Source organism: Klebsiella sp. D-Nf1, from assembly GCF_002810515.1.
In the GTDB taxonomy this organism is placed as follows: Bacteria; Pseudomonadota; Gammaproteobacteria; order Enterobacterales; family Enterobacteriaceae; genus Klebsiella; species Klebsiella variicola.
In genome coordinates this window covers 627948-643776 of sequence record NZ_PIOK01000002.1, presented here as the reverse complement: position 1 = coordinate 643776, position 15829 = coordinate 627948, and the positions used below count along the sequence as shown (strand labels likewise).

Genomic DNA, 15829 nt, shown 5'->3' with positions numbered 1-15829 from the left:
CAACACAGGTTGCGGAAAAACGGATTGCGGTCATTTTCATAGTGTTAAGGCGCGCCGCGCTCTGTTAAGGTGGACCCATCGGTCAAATTGCCACCTTCTCATGGATCCAGCGATAAGTTATTCATATGGAAAACCCCGCGCCCTTAACCTGTGCCTTACCTGAACGTGTCGCCACGGTTGGCGAAGGCATCAAAGACAGCCTCCCCATCGTTATCAGCTACCTGCCGGTGGCTTTCGCCTTCGGACTAAACGCCACTCGGCTGGGATTCAGCCCGCTGGAAAGCCTGTTTTTCTCCTGCATTATTTACGCTGGCGCCAGCCAGTTTGTGATCACCGCCATGCTGGCCGCCGGCAGTTCACTGTGGGTCGCAGCCCTGACGGTGATGGCGATGGATGTCCGTCATGTGCTGTATGGCCCCTCATTGCGCAGCCGCATTCGCTCGACGCTGGATAAAAAGAAAACCGCCCTCTGGGCCTTCGGCCTGACCGATGAGGTTTTCGCCGCGGCCACCGCCAGGCTGGTCCGCGATAACCGCCGCTGGAGCGAAAACTGGATGCTCGGTCTCGCTTTTACCTCCTGGGCGTCGTGGGTGTGCGGCACGCTGGCCGGCGCCTGGTCCGGCAACGGCCTGCTGGTGGATTATCCCGCGGTGGAAGCCGCGCTCGGCTTTATGCTGCCGGCGCTGTTTATGAGCTTCCTGCTAGCCTCATTCCAGCGCCAGCAGTCACTCTGCGTCACGGCAGCTCTGGCAGGCGCGCTGGGCGGCATTCTGTTATTTTCCATTCCGGCGGCGATCCTCGCCGGGATTGTCTGCGGGTGTCTGACGGCGCTGGTCCAGGCCATGCTGAAGGGGATGCCGGATGAACAGTGAAGTCCTTCTGCTCGGGGTGATTGTCGGCAGCGTGAATTATCTGTTTCGCTATCTTCCCCTGCGCCTGCGCGCGGGCCATGCCCGGCCTGCTCGCCGTGGCCCGGTCAGCGTGCTGCTGGATACCATTGGCATCGCCTCGATTTGCGCGCTGCTGGTGGTCTCCAGCGTGCCGGAGATCCTCGCCGATGCCCATCGTCTGGCGCCGACGCTGATCGGCTTCCTGGTGCTGGGGGCCGCCTTCTGGAAAACCCGCAGCATTATTGTCCCGACGCTGCTGTCGGCGTTGGCCTATGGTCTGGCATGGAAAATCACCAGCGGACTCTAAGCCTTACGTATCAATTTTAGTCAATAATTCATTTGATTTATTTGTCACAATAGTTATTATATCGGCTGTAATTAATGAGGTCATACCCAAATGGATAGTTCGTTTACTCCCATTGAGCAAATGCTCAAATTCCGCGCCAGCCGCCATGAAGATTTCCCGTTCCAGGAGATCCTGTTAACTCGTCTTTGCATGCACATGCAAGGTAAGCTGCTGGAAAACCGCAATAAAATGCTCAAAGCGCAGGGAATTAACGAGACATTATTCATGGCGCTGATTACCCTGGAGTCGCAGGAAAACCACAGCATTCAGCCGTCCGAGCTAAGCTGCGCGCTGGGCTCGTCGCGGACCAACGCCACCCGTATCGCTGATGAACTGGAAAAACGCGGCTGGATTGAACGCCGCGAGAGCGATAACGATCGCCGCTGTCTGCATCTGCAGCTGACCGAAAAGGGCCATCAGTTTTTGCGTGAAGTCCTGCCACCGCAGCATAACTGCCTGCATCAGCTGTGGTCTTCACTCAGCACCAGCGAAAAAGATCAGCTCGAACATATCACCCGCAAACTCCTGAGCCGCCTTGACCAGATGGAAGAAGAAGGCGTGCTGGCGGACTCTCTACGCTAAGGGCGGCGTCGCTCAATCCATTTTTACGTTGCAAGGAAAACAGCCAGGCCAGCAGATCTCTGCTGGCCTTTCTGATAAACAGGTCGGCTCAGCCGATGTGAAATAATAAGATCGTGGAGAATAACATGAGCGCAAATGCGGAGAGCCAAACCCCGCAGCAACCAGGCAGCAAAAAAGGAAAGCGCAAAGGCGCACTCCTGTTGCTGACATTGCTCTTTATTATTATTGCCGTGGCATATGGGATTTACTGGTTTCTGGTACTGCGTCACTACGAAGAGACCGACGATGCCTACGTGGCAGGGAACCAGGTACAAATTATGGCCCAGGTCTCGGGCAGCGTGACCAAAGTCTGGGCGGACAACACGGACTACGTGCAGAAAGGCGATCCGCTGGTGACGCTCGATCAGACCGATGCCCAGCAGGCGTTTGAGAAAGCCAAAACGCAGCTGGCCGCCAGCGTCCGTCAGACCCGCCAGCAGATGATCAACAGCAAGCAATTGCAGGCGAACATCGACGTCAAAAAAACCGCCCTTGCCCAGGCCCAGGCTGACCTGAATCGCCGCATCCCGCTGGGCGCCGCGAACCTGATCGGCCGCGAAGAGCTGCAGCACGCCCGCGATACCGTCGCCAGCGCGCAGGCCGAACTCGACGTGGCAATCCAGCAGTACAACGCCAACCAGGCGATCGTGCTGGGCACCAAACTGGAACAGCAGCCGGCGGTGCTGCAGGCGGCCACCGAAGTGCGTAACGCCTGGCTGGCCCTGCAGCGTACACAAATCGTCAGCCCGATTAGCGGCTACGTTTCCCGTCGCTCGGTACAGCCTGGGGCGCAGATTGGCACCACCACGCCGCTGATGGCGGTGGTCCCGGCGACCAACCTGTGGATCGACGCCAACTTTAAAGAGACCCAGCTGGCGCACATGCGCATCGGCCAGCCGGCTACCGTAATCAGCGACATCTATGGCGATGACGTGAAGTACACCGGCAAAGTGGTCGGCCTCGATATGGGCACCGGCAGCGCCTTCTCCCTGCTGCCGGCGCAGAACGCCACCGGTAACTGGATCAAAGTGGTACAGCGCCTGCCGGTCCGCATCGAGCTGGATGAAAAACAGCTGGCGGAACACCCGCTGCGCATCGGCCTCTCCACGCTGGTGGAAGTCAACACCACCGATCGCGATGGCGAAATGCTGGCCAGCCAGGTGCGAAGCTCCCCGGTTTACGAGAGCAATGCCCGCGAAATCGCGCTTGAGCCGGTCAATAAACTGATCGACGGTATCATCCAGGCCAACGCCGGATAATTCGGGGTGAGCGTAATGCAACAGCAAAAACCGCTCGAAGGCGCGCAACTGGTCATTATGACCATTGCGCTGTCGCTGGCGACGTTCATGCAGGTGCTGGACTCCACTATCGCCAACGTGGCGATTCCGACCATTGCCGGTAACCTTGGCTCGTCGCTGAGCCAGGGAACCTGGGTCATCACCTCGTTCGGGGTGGCCAACGCCATCTCCATCCCCATTACCGGCTGGCTGGCGAAGCGCGTCGGCGAGGTGAAGCTCTTCGTCTGGTCGACGGTGGCATTCGCTATCGCCTCCTGGGCCTGCGGGGTGTCGAACAGCCTGACGATGCTGATTTTCTTCCGCGTCATTCAGGGGATCGTCGCCGGTCCGCTGATCCCGCTGTCGCAGAGCCTGTTGCTCAGCAACTACCCGCCGGCGAAGCGGTCGATTGCGCTGGCCCTGTGGTCAATGACCGTGATCGTCGCGCCGATCTGTGGCCCGATTCTCGGCGGCTATATCAGCGATAACTATCACTGGGGCTGGATCTTCTTCATCAACGTGCCGATTGGCGTGGCGGTGGTGATCATGACCCTGCAAACCCTGCGCAACCGTGAAACCCGCACCGAACAACGGCGCATCGACGGCGTGGGTCTCGCCCTGCTGATCATCGGTATCGGTAGCCTGCAGGTGATGCTCGACCGCGGTAAAGAGCTCGACTGGTTCGCTTCCAACGAGATTATCATCCTGACCATCGTGGCGGTGGTGGCGATAAGTTTCCTGATTGTCTGGGAGCTGACCGACGATAACCCGATAGTCGACCTCTCGCTGTTTAAGTCACGCAACTTCACCATCGGCTGTTTGTGTATCAGCCTGGCCTATATGCTCTACTTCGGCGCCATCGTGCTGCTGCCGCAACTGTTGCAGGAGGTCTACGGCTACACCGCCACCTGGGCCGGTCTGGCGTCGGCGCCGGTGGGGGTGATCCCGGTTATTCTGTCGCCAATCATCGGCCGCTTTGCGCATAAGCTCGATATGCGGCGGCTGGTGACTTTCAGCTTTATTATGTATGCGGTGTGCTTCTACTGGCGCGCGTGGACCTTTGAACCGGGTATGGACTTTGGTGCTTCGGCGTGGCCGCAGTTTATCCAGGGCTTCGCGGTAGCCTGCTTCTTCATGCCATTGACCACCATCACCCTCTCCGGCCTGCCACCGGAGCGGCTGGCGGCGGCGTCGAGCTTGTCGAACTTTACCCGAACGCTTGCCGGTTCCATCGGTACCTCGATTACCACCACCATGTGGACCAACCGTGAGGCGCTGCACCATGCGCAGCTCACCGAGTCGGTGACGCCGTTCAACCCCAACGCCCAGCAGATGTACGATCAGCTGCAGGGCATGGGAATGACCCAGCAGCAGGCTTCCGGCTGGATAGCACAGCAGATAACCAACCAGGGGTTGATTATCTCCGCCAACGAAATCTTCTGGGTGTCGGCGGGGATATTTATTCTTCTGCTCAGCCTGGTGTGGTTCGCCAGGCCGCCATTCAGCGCCGGCGGCGGCGGTGGGGGCGCACACTAAGTATCAGACTAAGGGACCTGCGGGTCCCTTTTTTATGGCGTCAGATTGTCCAATTCTCGCTAGTTTCTGTCTCGTTTGCGAGAGCCCGCCACCCGACGCTCGGGCAGGATAAAGGCTGACCATTAAGGAGAATACTATGCTGAGCCATCCTGCTGAAAAGTACCGTCCCTATCCGCCGATTGCCCTGCCCGACCGCCGCTGGCCCGACCGGCAAATCAGCCACGCCCCGCGCTGGCTGTCGACCGACCTGCGCGACGGCAACCAGGCGCTGGCGGAGCCCATGGACAGCGCCCGCAAACTGCAGTTCTGGGATCTGCTGCTGGAGTGCGGCTTTAAAGAGATTGAGGTCGCCTTCCCTTCCGCTTCGCAAACCGATTTCAACTTCGTCCGCCAGCTGATCGACGAGCAGCGCATCCCAGAAGATGTCACCATCCAGGTGCTGACCCAGGCGCGGGATCCGCTGATCCTGCGCACCTTTGAGGCGCTGCGCGGCGCCCGCCAGGCCACCGTCCACCTCTACAATGCCACCGCGCCGCTGTTTCGCGAGCTGGTCTTTGGGATGGATAAAGCCGAAGTGATCGCCATGGCGACCCCCGCCACCCGACTTATCCGCCAGCAGTGCGAACAACAGCCGGAGACCCGCTGGCAATACGAATACTCACCAGAGACCTTCTGCTTTACCGAACCCGAGTTTGCACTTGAGATTTGCGAGGCGGTGGCGGACGTCTGGCAGCCCTGCGCCGAACGGCCGATGATCGTCAATCTGCCGGCGACGGTGGAAGTGAACACCCCCAACGTCTATGCCGATCAGATCGAGTATTTTTGCCGCCACTTCTCCCGCCGTGGCGAGGTCTGCATCAGCGTGCACCCGCATAACGACCGCGGGACCGGTGTCGCCAGCGCCGAGCTGGCGGTGATGGCCGGCGCCGATCGGGTGGAAGGCTGCCTGTTTGGCAATGGCGAACGTACCGGCAACGTCTGCCTGGTCACGCTGGCCATGAACCTCTACAGCCAGGGCATCGACCCCCAGCTTCGCTTCGAGCAGATGAACCGGGTGGTGGAGGTGGTGGAAAACTGCAACCAGATCCCCGTTCACCCGCGCCACCCGTGGGCGGGAAGTCTGGCTTACACCGCCTTCTCCGGCTCCCATCAGGATGCGATCAAAAAAGGGTTTGATACCCGTCAGCCAGGCGATCCGTGGCAGATGCCCTACCTGCCCATTGACCCACAGGATATTGGCTGTAGCTATGAGGCGGTGATCCGCGTCAACAGCCAGTCGGGGAAAAGCGGCAGCGCCTGGCTTATCGAACAAAACCATGGTCTCAAGCTGCCCCGCGGGCTGCAGCAGGACTTCAGTCAGCATGTACAGCAGGCGACCGATAGCGACGGCAAAGAGATGACCCACCACGCGCTGTGGCAGTTGTTCCGCACGCGCTACGGCCTGCTGGCGCAGCCTGCGCTGACGCTGCTTGATTATCAGAGCGCCAGCCAACAGGATGGCCAGCTTTCGCTGCAGGCGACGCTGCGACACCACGGCGAAACCCGACGCCTGCAGGGCCAGGGCAACGGCCTGCTGTCGGCCGCCGCCAGCGGCCTCAGCGCACTGCTCAGACAGCCGTTTATGATCAAGGACTACCATGAGCATACCCTTGGCGCGCGCAGCGACAGTCGGTCGGTCGCCTATATCCGCTGCGTTTTTCCGCAAGGTGAAAGCTACTGGGGGGTAGGGATTGATAATGACGTGGCGCGCGCTTCGCTGCAGGCATTGTGCAATGCGATCAGCGTCGCCGATCAGGTCGGAGGGCGAAAATAGTCGCTGGGAGCAACGCCCATCACCCGACGAAACATGGCGCTGAAGGCGCTGTGGCTGCCGTAGCCCAGCTCCAGCGCCACCCGCAGCACGGAGTGACCCTGTGCCAGGCGAATCAGCGCTTCCATTAGCTTCGCCCGGCGCACCCACTCACTCCACGTCAGGCTAGTCTGCTGCTGAAAATGGCGGTTAAGCGTTCGCTCGCTCATGCTGCACGCCTTCGCCGCCTGGCCGCTGCTCCAGACATCGCCCGGCGTCTCACGCACCTGCTGACATAGCCGACGCAGCGTGTCGCTTTGTGGTTCCGGCAGGCCAAACGGCAGGATCGCCATCCCGCGGATCTCATCGAGGATCAGCTCATAAATGCGTTCGTCACGGCTGGCGGGGGCATAGCGCTCGGCCAGTCCCAGGGATGAGACGATCAGTTCCCGTAGCAGCGGCGTGATCTGTACGATCTGGCAGCCCGCCGGGAGATCGGCGCGCGCCAGCGGATCGATAAACAGCGTGCGCGCCGCCACGTTGCCGGTCATACGCAGCGCGTGCGGCGTTCCCGCCGGCAGCCAGACGCCGCGTCCGGGCGGCACCACCCAGTAACCTGCCGGTGTCGCGACCCGCACCACGCCGCTTAAAATATGCAGCAACTGGGCGCAGTCATGCTGATGCCAGTCTTCCTGGTCACCGTGGGCATAATCATGGGCAAAAGGCACCAGCGGGCGGTGCTGAAAGGAGAAAGCCGTGGTGGTCGTCATGGCGGCGTCAGGAGAGCGGCCCGGCGACAGGCGTCGGGCCGTGGCGGAAGCACTAGATGTGCAGTTCCTGCAGTTTTTCTTTCGGCAGCGCCAGTTCGTCGTTGCTGTTGATGCGCACATCGCGCTCAATGATATGACGAGCGATGTCCTGGGCCTCTTCCAGCGAGTGCATCGTGTAGGTTCCGCACTGGTAAACGTTCAGCTCCGGGATCTGGTTCTGATCTTTTACCTTCAGTACATCGGCCATCGCCGCTTTCCAGGCGTCAGCGACGCGCTGCTCATCTGGCGTACCAATCAGGCTCATATAGAACCCGGTGCGGCAGCCCATCGGCGAAATGTCGATAATTTCCACGCCATTCCCGTTCAGGTGATCGCGCATAAAGCCCGCGAACAGGTGCTCCAGGGTGTGGATACCGCGCTCCGGCATCACTTCCTGGTTCGGCACGCAGAAGCGCAGATCGAAAACGGTGATTTCATCGCCATGCGGCGTGTTCATTTTCTTCGCGACACGCACCGCTGGGGCTTCCATTCGGGTATGGTCGACTGTGAAACTATCTAACAACGGCATTCGTCACCTCCGGGAGTGATTTTTTTTTAAAATAAAATGAACTCTTTGTTCAGCCGCGAGTCTCAGTATATGAAAGACGCGCATTTATTATCATCATCATCCCTGAATCAGAGATGAAAGTTTGGCCACATTGATGTGGCCTTTTTCTTTTGTATCGTCAGCGGCTACGCGTGTCGTGCCAGCAGCGCTTCAAACGGCTCACTGTCTTCCGCTTCCACTTTCTTCTGCCGCGCCACCGATGCCTCGCACTCGGCGATGAAATCGGCTTCGCTCAGGATCTCCAGCGGCTCTTCACGCAGCTGCGTCCGATAGCGATCCGCCAATGCACGGCCAGTGCCGCCAATCCCTTCTTCAATCATAGAACGCAGAATGCGGGCTGAGAAGGTTAATTCCGGATCGTCAAAGCAGGCCAGCAGCTCGTCGCAGACCTGCTGATATGCCTGGCCACCGTGGATACTGTCAAGGGTCTGCGCCACGCGGCGTAAATCGCGGAACAGATCTTTGCCCACCTGAGCCAACGGGAACTGCGCGCTTTCGCAGCCAATCCCCAGCGTTAAGCCCGGCTTACGCCCTTCCAGAATCACCCGATTCCAGTTGGTGCGGGTGCACAGCAGCTCATCGCTGCTCATCTCCGGCGCGTCGGCCAACGCGCACCAGACCATAAACAGATCGAGGAAACGCACCTGCTGGGCGTCAACGCCGATCGGCGAGAACGGGTTGATATCCAGCGAACGCACTTCAATGTACTCAATGCCGCCGCGTAGCAGCGCATCGGACGGGGTTTCGCCCCGACGGGTCACGCGTTTCGGACGGATCGGCGCATAGAGTTCGTTTTCAATCTGCAGGATATTGCTGTTGATCTGCAGATACTTGCCGTCTTTCTGCAGCCCGATTTTGGCGTACTCTTCCGACGGCGTTTTAATCGCCCGCTTCAATCCTGCCACATACTCGTGCAGATCGTTAAACGTAATTCCGAGATTGCTTTGCGACTTATTGGTATAACCGAGGTCGCTGAGGCGCAGCGAGGTGGCGTACGGCAGGTAGTACATACCGTTACCCGCTTCCTCAAAAGGCAGCGTCGTCGGTTTCCCTTGCAGGAACGAAGAGCAAATCGCCGGCGAAGCGCCGAACAGATAAGGGATCACCCAGCCAAAGCGATAGTAGTTACGAATCGAGCGGAAATAGCCCGCCGAGATAGCTTCTTTACCGCTTTCGACGTCTTCCACGCCGCACTTCGCCTGCCAGAACGCCATCGGCAGCGAGAAGTTATAGTGCACGCCGGAGATAGTCTGCATCAGCGCGCCATAGCGGTTCTTCAGCCCCTCGCGATACAGCGTTTTCAGACGCCCCACGTTTGAGGTGCCGTACTGCGCCAGCTCAATATCCTGACCGGGAGCGATATAGCATGGCATACTCAGCGGCCACATCCGCTCGTCGCCCAGCTGACGCGCGGTATAGCGATGGACATCGCGCATAAAGGTCAGCATATGCTCAATATCGCCATCTACCGGCGTAATGAACTCGAGTAAAGCTTCGGCAAAATCGGTGGTAATCCATTTATGCGTCAGCGCTGAGCCTAACGCCAGAGGGTGACCGGTCGTTGCAAGGGTGCCGTCGGCGTTAACGCGCAGCGTTTCCCGCTCCAGACCACGTTGAATACCCTGCAGAGCCTGCGGATGTTTTTCCAGCCAGGCCAGCGCCTGTGATACGTCCGGGATCAATTTGACCTCCCGCCTGTCGAAATCGTTTGAATAAGCATAATTGTAATGGATGAACTATCAGTCCAATTAGTGCCACCACGTCATGCCCTGAAGCGTCGCTGCCGCAATAACGATATAGCGCAGCGCCTTACCAAGGCATAAGAAAAAGAGTACCGGTCCCCAGGAAATGCGCATCCATCCCGCCAGCAAACACAGTAAATCACCGACAACCGGCGCCCAGCTCAGTAAGAGCGTGACCGCGCCGTAGCGCTTAAGCCAGCCGGCCGCCCGCTCCTGCCAGCGCGAGGTTTTGCGCAGCGGAAACAAGCGCCCCAGAATAACGTTAGTTACCCCTCCAAGGCTATTGCCGATTGTTGCTATTAATACTAACCACCATGGATGACTGACCCCTGCAAGTAGCATAGCCACCAGCACAACCTCCGAATTACCGGGAAGCAGCGTGGCGCTTAAAAAGCTACTGGCAAACAGCGAGGTGAGTGACAGCGCGTCGCTCACAGCAAACGCACGTCAACAGCGTCCATGCCTGCGCGCTTCGCCGCCTGCAGACCAAAGTCGGCATCTTCGAAGACCACGCAGTTTTCCGGCGCGACGCCCATGCGCTCGGCGCACAGCAGGAAGGTATCGGGCGCGGGTTTATGGTTGACCACATGATCGGCCGCCACCACCGCGGTGAAGTAATGACGCAGGCCCAGGTGCGCCAGCAGTGCCTCGGCGACGGCGCTTTCGCTGCCGGTACCCACCGACATCGGGCGACGGCCATGCCATGCCTTGACCACCTCAATCAGCGGCAATGGGCGTACGCTGTCCAGCAGCATCGCCTTAACCGCCTGGGTTTTTTCCTGCGCCAGGCGATGTGGATCGAGATCCGCCTGGTTGAGTTCAATAATCGCCTGGGCAATCCGCCAGGTTGGTGAGCCATTGAGCGCGACCATCGCCTGTTCGTCGAAACGCATACCGTAGCGGCCCAACACCTCGTTCCATGCCTGACGATGCGTCGGCTCGGTATCGAGAATGGTGCCATCCATATCAAAGATCAGTCCTGCGTAACCTTCGTACATTGTCTTCTCACCAACCGGTTAATGAATGGTTACTCTATCGCAAAAGCCCGTCGTTGTCGCGGCCAGCGGCTTAAACGACAAAGGCGCCCTCAGGCGCCTTCAGGCATAAAACCAGATAGCCGGTCTTATTTAATACGCAGATCGTTCTCGACCATTCGCACGCCCTGCACCCGACGGGTGACTTCTACCGCACGTTTAGCGCTATCAGCAGAGGAGACAAACCCGCTCAACTGCACGCGGCCTTTAAAGGTCTGGACGCTGATTTCTGAGGACTTGATTTCTTTATCATTAAAGAGCGCCGTTTTCACCTTAGTGGTCACCACGGTATCGTCAATGTAACCGCCGGTGCTTTCTTTGGTGGACGAACCGGCACAGCCAGTAAGGGCCGTCGCCACCAGCAGCGTCGCGCAAAAAGCAGGTATTGCTTTGAACCATTTCATGGATTTCTCTCCTTGCATTTATCTCAGCCTGATAACGCTGATATACAAGGATAAATTATAGTGGAAAGCGCGGCTTGCCAATAAAAAAAGTCAGGATGAAATCGGTGATGGAAAACGAGGTAATCGGGATGGAGAGAGAAGAGTGAGGATGGTGTATTCGAAAGGGTGCTGGCGATAATTTCGCAGACCGTAAAACAACATCGTCGCTGTTATTAAGGAGAATATGGTGCATCCGGGAGGATGACTCGGCTACGCCTCGCCCTTCGGGCCGTTGCTTACGCAACGTTATCCCCCCTGGTGCTGGCGATGATTTCGCAGACCATACAACAACATCGTCGCTGTTATTATGGAGAATATGGTGCATCCGGGAGGATTCGAACCTCCGACCGCTCGGTTCGTAGCCGAGTACTCTATCCAGCTGAGCTACGGATGCATCGGGAAAGCTATTTTACTGCGGGGTTACTCTCCTAGCACTTGCGATGGTTTCGCAAACCAGATAACAACAATGTTGCTGTTACTAAGGAGAATATGGTGCATCCGGGAGGATTCGAACCTCCGACCGCTCGGTTCGTAGCCGAGTACTCTATCCAGCTGAGCTACGGATGCATCGGGATTACTGCTGTAATTCTGATATCAAATTTCGCGATTTGCCATTCTTATTAAAGAATGGTGCATCCGGGAGGATTCGAACCTCCGACCGCTCGGTTCGTAGCCGAGTACTCTATCCAGCTGAGCTACGGATGCATCGGGAAACTTGCTTTACTACGCGTCAGTGTCACAACTAACACATGCCACACTGAGTATGATGGCCTAATCGGTAGAGTGACTCGATTATGCCTCGCACTGCGGGCCGCTGCTTTCACAGCGTTCTTCTCTCTTAATTCAGAAAGAAGATGGTGCATCCGGGAGGATTACTCGGCTGCGCCTCGCCCTACGGGCCGTTGTTTACTCAACGTTATCCTCCCTGGTGCTGGCGATAATTTCGCAGCCCCTGCAACAACGATATCGCTGTTACTAAGGAGAATATGGTGCATCCGGGAGGATTCGAACCTCCGACCGCTCGGTTCGTAGCCGAGTACTCTATCCAGCTGAGCTACGGATGCAAAATGGCGGTGAGGCGGGGATTCGAACCCCGGATGCAGCTTTTGACCGCATACTCCCTTAGCAGGGGAGCGCCTTCAGCCTCTCGGCCACCTCACCACACACACGCCTCTTTCGAGTGCTTTGAAGAACTTGTTTCTGCTCTTCGTCGCTGCGATGGCGCACATATTACTTTCTGGTACTTATAAGTCAAACACTTTTTCGAGACCTTTTTTCGTTTGCACACTTCGCACGCAATTCGCGTGCAAAAACGGCAAAAAGGGCAATTTATCAACAGGAAATCAGACCTGGCGCTGGCATAACGCCAAACAGCCAAAGCGGTAAAGGGTGATGAAAACCGGTATTGCGCAGGGGGAAAAAGTGAAAAAGGCAAAAATAACGGCGGGAAGGGATGCGCCTCACTGGACAGCGAGGCGCGGAAACCTTAGTAACTGGACTGCTGGGATTTTTCAGCCTGAATACGCTGGTAGATCTCTTCACGGTGAACAGATACTTCTTTAGGGGCGTTTACGCCAATACGAACCTGGTTACCCTTCACCCCTAAAACTGTCACAGTGACCTCATCTCCAATCATGAGGGTCTCACCAACTCGACGAGTCAGAATCAGCATTCTTTGCTCCTTGAAAGATTAAAAGAGTCGGGTCTCTCGTATCCCGGCATTATCCATCATATAACGCCAAAAAGTAAGCGATGACAAATACCTTGCGGTATAAGGCAGTCATGGCATCACATTCTGTTAAACCTAAGTTTAGCCGATATACACAATTTCAACCCGACTTTATCGTTATCAGTACTTATGACGCAAGGTGCCGTTCCCCCGAGGTTACGGCACCTATACCCGTCATACTTCACGTTGCATGTGTGTTGGCTTTCCTCACTCACCCCAGTCACTTACTTGAGTAAGTTCCTGGGGATTCGCTACGTCGCCGCCTTCCTGCAACTCGAATTACTTAGGGTATAGGCGTTTATAGTTATTACAGTTTTGCGCTGACCCAGCCTTTCACACTGGCTAACGCTGCAGGGAGAGCAGACGCATCGGTACCACCGGCCTGCGCCATATCCGGACGACCGCCCCCTTTACCGCCCACCTGCTGAGCGACCATACCAACCAGCTCCCCTGCTTTCACGCGATCTGTCACATCCTTAGACACACCGGCAATCAGGGAAACTTTACCGTCTGCGACCGTAGCCAACACCACAATCGTCGAACCCAGCTGGTTCTTCAGATCGTCAACCATGGTACGCAGCATCTTCGGCTCCACGCCGGCCAGCTCGCTGACCAGCAGCTTAACGCCGTTAATCTCTTCCGCTTTGCTGGAGAGGTTTGCGCTCTCCTGCGCCGCAGCCTGCTCTTTCAGCTGCTGCAGCTCTTTTTCCAGCTGACGGGTACGCTCCAGCGCGGCGCGAACTTTCTCGCCGAGATTGTGGCTGTCACCCTTCAACAGCTGTGCGATATCGCTGAGCTGATCGCTCTGCGCGTGCAGCATGGCTATCGCGCCTTCGCCGGTTACCGCTTCGATACGGCGCACGCCAGCGGCGGTACCGGACTCTGAGGTGATACGGAACAGGCCGATATCACCGGTACGCGCCGCGTGAGTCCCGCCGCACAGTTCGGTGGAGAAGTCGCCCATCTGCAGCACGCGGACACGGTCATCGTATTTCTCGCCGAACAGCGCCATGGCGCCGGATGCGCGCGCGGCGTCGATATCCATGATATTGGTTTCGATAGCCAGGTTACGACGGATCTGCGCGTTCACCAGATCTTCCACTGCACGAATTTCTTCCGGCTTCATCGCTTCGAAATGCGAGAAGTCAAAGCGCAGCGCTTTATCGTTAACCAGCGAACCTTTCTGCGCCACATGGGTGCCGAGCACCTGGCGCAGCGCCGCGTGCATCAGATGCGTCGCGGAGTGGTTCAGACGAATACGCTGACGGCGAGCCTCATCCACATCGGCCTGCACCGCGTCACCCACTTTCAGGGAGCCGCTGGCGACTTTACCGATATGACCAATGGCCTGGCCGTACTTCTGCGTGTCGCTGACGGCGAAGGAGAAGCCCGCGCCTTTCAGTTCGCCTTTATCGCCCACCTGGCCGCCGGATTCTGCATAGAACGGGGTCTGATCGAGGATCACCACCGCTTCCTGGCCGGCGCTGATGCTATCCACCGCTTTACCGTCGATAAACAGCGCGGTGACTTTGCCGTTCAGCTCCAGATGGTCGTAACCTTTAAATTCAGAGGCGCCATCAACGCGGATCATCGCGTTATAGTCAGCGCCGAAACCGCTGGACTCGCGCGCGCGGCGGCGCTGCTCTTCCATGGCGGCTTCAAAGCCGGCTTCGTCAACTTTAATGTTGCGTTCGCGGCACACGTCCGCCGTCAGGTCGACCGGGAAGCCGTAGGTGTCATACAGACGGAAGGCCGTTTCGCCATCCAGCGTGTCGCCTTTCAGCTTCGACAGCTCCTCATCCAGCAGCGCCAGTCCGCGCTCCAGAGTGCGGGCAAACTGCTCTTCTTCGGTTTTCAGCACCTGCTCAACCTGAGCCTGCTGCTGTTTCAGTTCTTCACCGGCGGAACCCATCACGGCGATCAGCGGGGCAACCAGTTTCCAGAAGAAGGTGTCCTTCGCGCCCAGCATGTTGCCGTGACGGATCGCACGGCGAATGATGCGACGCAGCACGTAGCCGCGGTTTTCATTCGACGGGATCACACCATCAGCGATCAGGAACGCACAGGAGCGAATGTGGTCGGCAATCACGCGCAGCGACTTGTTCGTCAGGTCGGTCGCGCCGGTGACTTTCGCCACGCTGGCGATCAGATCGCGGAACAGGTCGATATCATAGTTGGAGTTAACGTGCTGCAGCACAGCGGCAATACGCTCCAGCCCCATACCGGTATCAACGGACGGCTTCGGCAGCGGCTCCATGGTACCGTCAGCCTGACGGTTGAACTGCATGAAGACGATGTTCCAGATCTCGATGTAACGGTCGCCGTCTTCTTCCGGGCTTCCCGGAGGGCCACCCCAGATGTGATCGCCGTGGTCAAAGAAGATTTCGGTGCACGGGCCGCACGGCCCCGTGTCGCCCATCTGCCAGAAGTTATCAGAAGCAAACGCCGCGCCTTTGTTGTCGCCGATGCGGATGATCCGCTCACGCGGAACGCCCACTTCGTTAGCCCAGATGTCGAACGCTTCGTCATCGGTCTCGTAAACGGTAACCCACAGCTTCTCTTTCGGCAGGGCGAACCAGTTTTCACCGGTCAGCAGTTCCCATGCGTATTTGATGGCATCCTGCTTGAAATAATCGCCGAAGCTGAAGTTGCCCAGCATTTCAAAGAAGGTGTGGTGACGCGCGGTGTAACCGACGTTTTCCAGATCGTTGTGTTTACCACCCGCACGCACGCAACGCTGCGCGGTGGTCGCGCGCGAATAATTACGTTTGTCGAGGCCAAGGAAGACATCCTTGAACTGGTTCATCCCGGCGTTGGTAAACAGCAGGGTTGGATCGTTGTGCGGCACCAGGGAGCTGCTGGCAACTACCTGATGTCCCTTACTATGGAAAAAGTCGAGAAACGCCTGACGGATCTCAGCGGTGCTCTTGCTCATAATTATCCTGAAATCAAGCTACACGTCATCCTTCAAGTCGCCTCTGTCCTGGCTGCGCTTGCTCTCCCGGCACCGAACTGACGTGCGTTCCAGAAGATGTTCTCTCTTGC

The 15829-nt window shown here is 57.7% G+C and carries 14 protein-coding genes and 5 tRNA genes; 6 read left to right on the top strand and 13 right to left on the bottom strand.

All coding sequences use genetic code 11. The features are described 5' to 3' along the window. Positions 1-125: 125 nt before the first annotated feature. From CWM54_RS13125 to leuA, 6 genes are all read left to right on the top strand, one after another. Positions 126-872, top strand: coding sequence for an AzlC family ABC transporter permease (locus CWM54_RS13125; RefSeq protein ID WP_061153582.1), 747 nt, complete (start codon positions 126-128; stop codon positions 870-872). Further along, the gene (gene ygaH / locus CWM54_RS13120; RefSeq protein ID WP_008806143.1) at positions 862-1197 is read left to right on the top strand and encodes an L-valine transporter subunit YgaH; all 336 of its coding nucleotides are present in this window, start codon (positions 862-864) and stop codon (positions 1195-1197) included. The genes CWM54_RS13125 and ygaH overlap by 11 nt, the downstream gene beginning before the upstream one ends. Positions 1198-1287: 90 nt before the next feature. Continuing rightward, complete coding sequence (mprA, locus tag CWM54_RS13115) at positions 1288-1818, top strand: transcriptional repressor MprA (protein ID WP_002914337.1); 531 nt, start codon at positions 1288-1290, stop codon at positions 1816-1818. A 125-nt stretch (positions 1819-1943) separates the two neighbouring features. Then, complete coding sequence (emrA, locus tag CWM54_RS13110; protein WP_061153581.1) at positions 1944-3116, top strand: multidrug efflux MFS transporter periplasmic adaptor subunit EmrA; 1173 nt, start codon at positions 1944-1946, stop codon at positions 3114-3116. Positions 3117-3131: 15 nt separating this feature from the next. Then, positions 3132-4670: a multidrug efflux MFS transporter permease subunit EmrB gene (emrB, locus tag CWM54_RS13105; protein ID WP_061153580.1), complete on the top strand. Its 1539-nt coding sequence runs from the start codon at positions 3132-3134 to the stop codon at positions 4668-4670. Positions 4671-4806: 136 nt separating this feature from the next. Then, positions 4807-6483 (top strand): 2-isopropylmalate synthase, encoded by a 1677-nt coding sequence (leuA, locus tag CWM54_RS13100; protein WP_100697393.1) that lies wholly within the window; start codon positions 4807-4809, stop codon positions 6481-6483. Here the strand turns inward: leuA and CWM54_RS13095 are convergent. From CWM54_RS13095 to alaS, 13 genes are all read right to left on the bottom strand, one after another. Further along, the gene (locus tag CWM54_RS13095; RefSeq protein ID WP_100697391.1) at positions 6462-7229 is read right to left on the bottom strand and encodes an AraC family transcriptional regulator; all 768 of its coding nucleotides are present in this window, start codon (positions 7227-7229) and stop codon (positions 6462-6464) included. The genes leuA and CWM54_RS13095 overlap by 22 nt on opposite strands. Before the next feature lie 52 nt (positions 7230-7281). Beyond that, positions 7282-7797, bottom strand: coding sequence for an S-ribosylhomocysteine lyase (gene luxS, locus CWM54_RS13090; RefSeq protein ID WP_002914351.1), 516 nt, complete (start codon positions 7795-7797; stop codon positions 7282-7284). 164 nt (positions 7798-7961) lie between these two features. Then, a complete protein-coding gene (gene gshA / locus CWM54_RS13085; RefSeq protein ID WP_100697389.1) occupies positions 7962-9518 on the bottom strand; it encodes a glutamate--cysteine ligase in 1557 nt (518 codons plus the stop codon). A 66-nt stretch (positions 9519-9584) separates the two neighbouring features. Next, positions 9585-10013, bottom strand: coding sequence for a YqaA family protein (locus CWM54_RS13080; RefSeq protein ID WP_008806149.1), 429 nt, complete (start codon positions 10011-10013; stop codon positions 9585-9587). Further along, on the bottom strand, positions 10010-10576 hold the full coding sequence (gene yqaB, locus CWM54_RS13075) for a fructose-1-phosphate/6-phosphogluconate phosphatase (RefSeq protein WP_061153577.1): 567 nt from the start codon (positions 10574-10576) through the stop codon (positions 10010-10012). Before yqaB ends, CWM54_RS13080 begins: the two co-directional genes overlap by 4 nt. A gap of 125 nt (positions 10577-10701) precedes the next feature. Then, on the bottom strand, positions 10702-11016 hold the full coding sequence (locus CWM54_RS13070) for a BON domain-containing protein (RefSeq protein WP_061153576.1): 315 nt from the start codon (positions 11014-11016) through the stop codon (positions 10702-10704). 356 nt (positions 11017-11372) lie between these two features. Then, positions 11373-11449: transfer RNA gene (locus tag CWM54_RS13065), tRNA-Arg, on the bottom strand. Between the two features lie 96 nt (positions 11450-11545). Further along, a tRNA-Arg gene (locus CWM54_RS13060) sits at positions 11546-11622 on the bottom strand. A gap of 61 nt (positions 11623-11683) precedes the next feature. Further along, positions 11684-11760 (bottom strand) — tRNA-Arg (locus CWM54_RS13055). A 282-nt stretch (positions 11761-12042) separates the two neighbouring features. Then, a tRNA-Arg gene (locus tag CWM54_RS13050) sits at positions 12043-12119 on the bottom strand. A gap of 4 nt (positions 12120-12123) precedes the next feature. Continuing rightward, a tRNA-Ser gene (locus CWM54_RS13045) sits at positions 12124-12216 on the bottom strand. 325 nt (positions 12217-12541) lie between these two features. Further along, positions 12542-12727 carry a carbon storage regulator CsrA gene (gene csrA, locus CWM54_RS13040; protein ID WP_000906486.1) on the bottom strand — a complete coding sequence of 62 codons (186 nt, stop codon included), beginning with the start codon at positions 12725-12727 and terminating at the stop codon, positions 12542-12544. Positions 12728-13091: 364 nt separating this feature from the next. Then, positions 13092-15719, bottom strand: coding sequence for an alanine--tRNA ligase (alaS, locus tag CWM54_RS13030; RefSeq protein ID WP_100697387.1), 2628 nt, complete (start codon positions 15717-15719; stop codon positions 13092-13094). Positions 15720-15829: the final 110 nt, after the last annotated feature.

What these genes read in the sequence shown, in the direction of transcription:
- CWM54_RS13125 (WP_061153582.1), top strand. Translation starts at nt 126, where the DNA reads ATGGAAAACCCCGCGCCCTTAACCTGTGCCTTACCTGAACGTGTCGCC.
- ygaH (WP_008806143.1), top strand. Translation starts at nt 862, where the DNA reads ATGAACAGTGAAGTCCTTCTGCTCGGGGTGATTGTCGGCAGCGTGAAT.
- mprA (WP_002914337.1), top strand. Translation starts at nt 1,288, where the DNA reads ATGGATAGTTCGTTTACTCCCATTGAGCAAATGCTCAAATTCCGCGCC.
- emrA (WP_061153581.1), top strand. Translation starts at nt 1,944, where the DNA reads ATGAGCGCAAATGCGGAGAGCCAAACCCCGCAGCAACCAGGCAGCAAA.
- emrB (WP_061153580.1), top strand. Translation starts at nt 3,132, where the DNA reads ATGCAACAGCAAAAACCGCTCGAAGGCGCGCAACTGGTCATTATGACC.
- leuA (WP_100697393.1), top strand. Translation starts at nt 4,807, where the DNA reads ATGCTGAGCCATCCTGCTGAAAAGTACCGTCCCTATCCGCCGATTGCC.
- CWM54_RS13095 (WP_100697391.1), bottom strand. Translation starts at nt 7,229, where the DNA reads ATGACGACCACCACGGCTTTCTCCTTTCAGCACCGCCCGCTGGTGCCT.
- luxS (WP_002914351.1), bottom strand. Translation starts at nt 7,797, where the DNA reads ATGCCGTTGTTAGATAGTTTCACAGTCGACCATACCCGAATGGAAGCC.
- yqaB (WP_061153577.1), bottom strand. Translation starts at nt 10,576, where the DNA reads ATGTACGAAGGTTACGCAGGACTGATCTTTGATATGGATGGCACCATT.
- CWM54_RS13070 (WP_061153576.1), bottom strand. Translation starts at nt 11,016, where the DNA reads ATGAAATGGTTCAAAGCAATACCTGCTTTTTGCGCGACGCTGCTGGTG.
- csrA (WP_000906486.1), bottom strand. Translation starts at nt 12,727, where the DNA reads ATGCTGATTCTGACTCGTCGAGTTGGTGAGACCCTCATGATTGGAGAT.
- alaS (WP_100697387.1), bottom strand. Translation starts at nt 15,719, where the DNA reads ATGAGCAAGAGCACCGCTGAGATCCGTCAGGCGTTTCTCGACTTTTTC.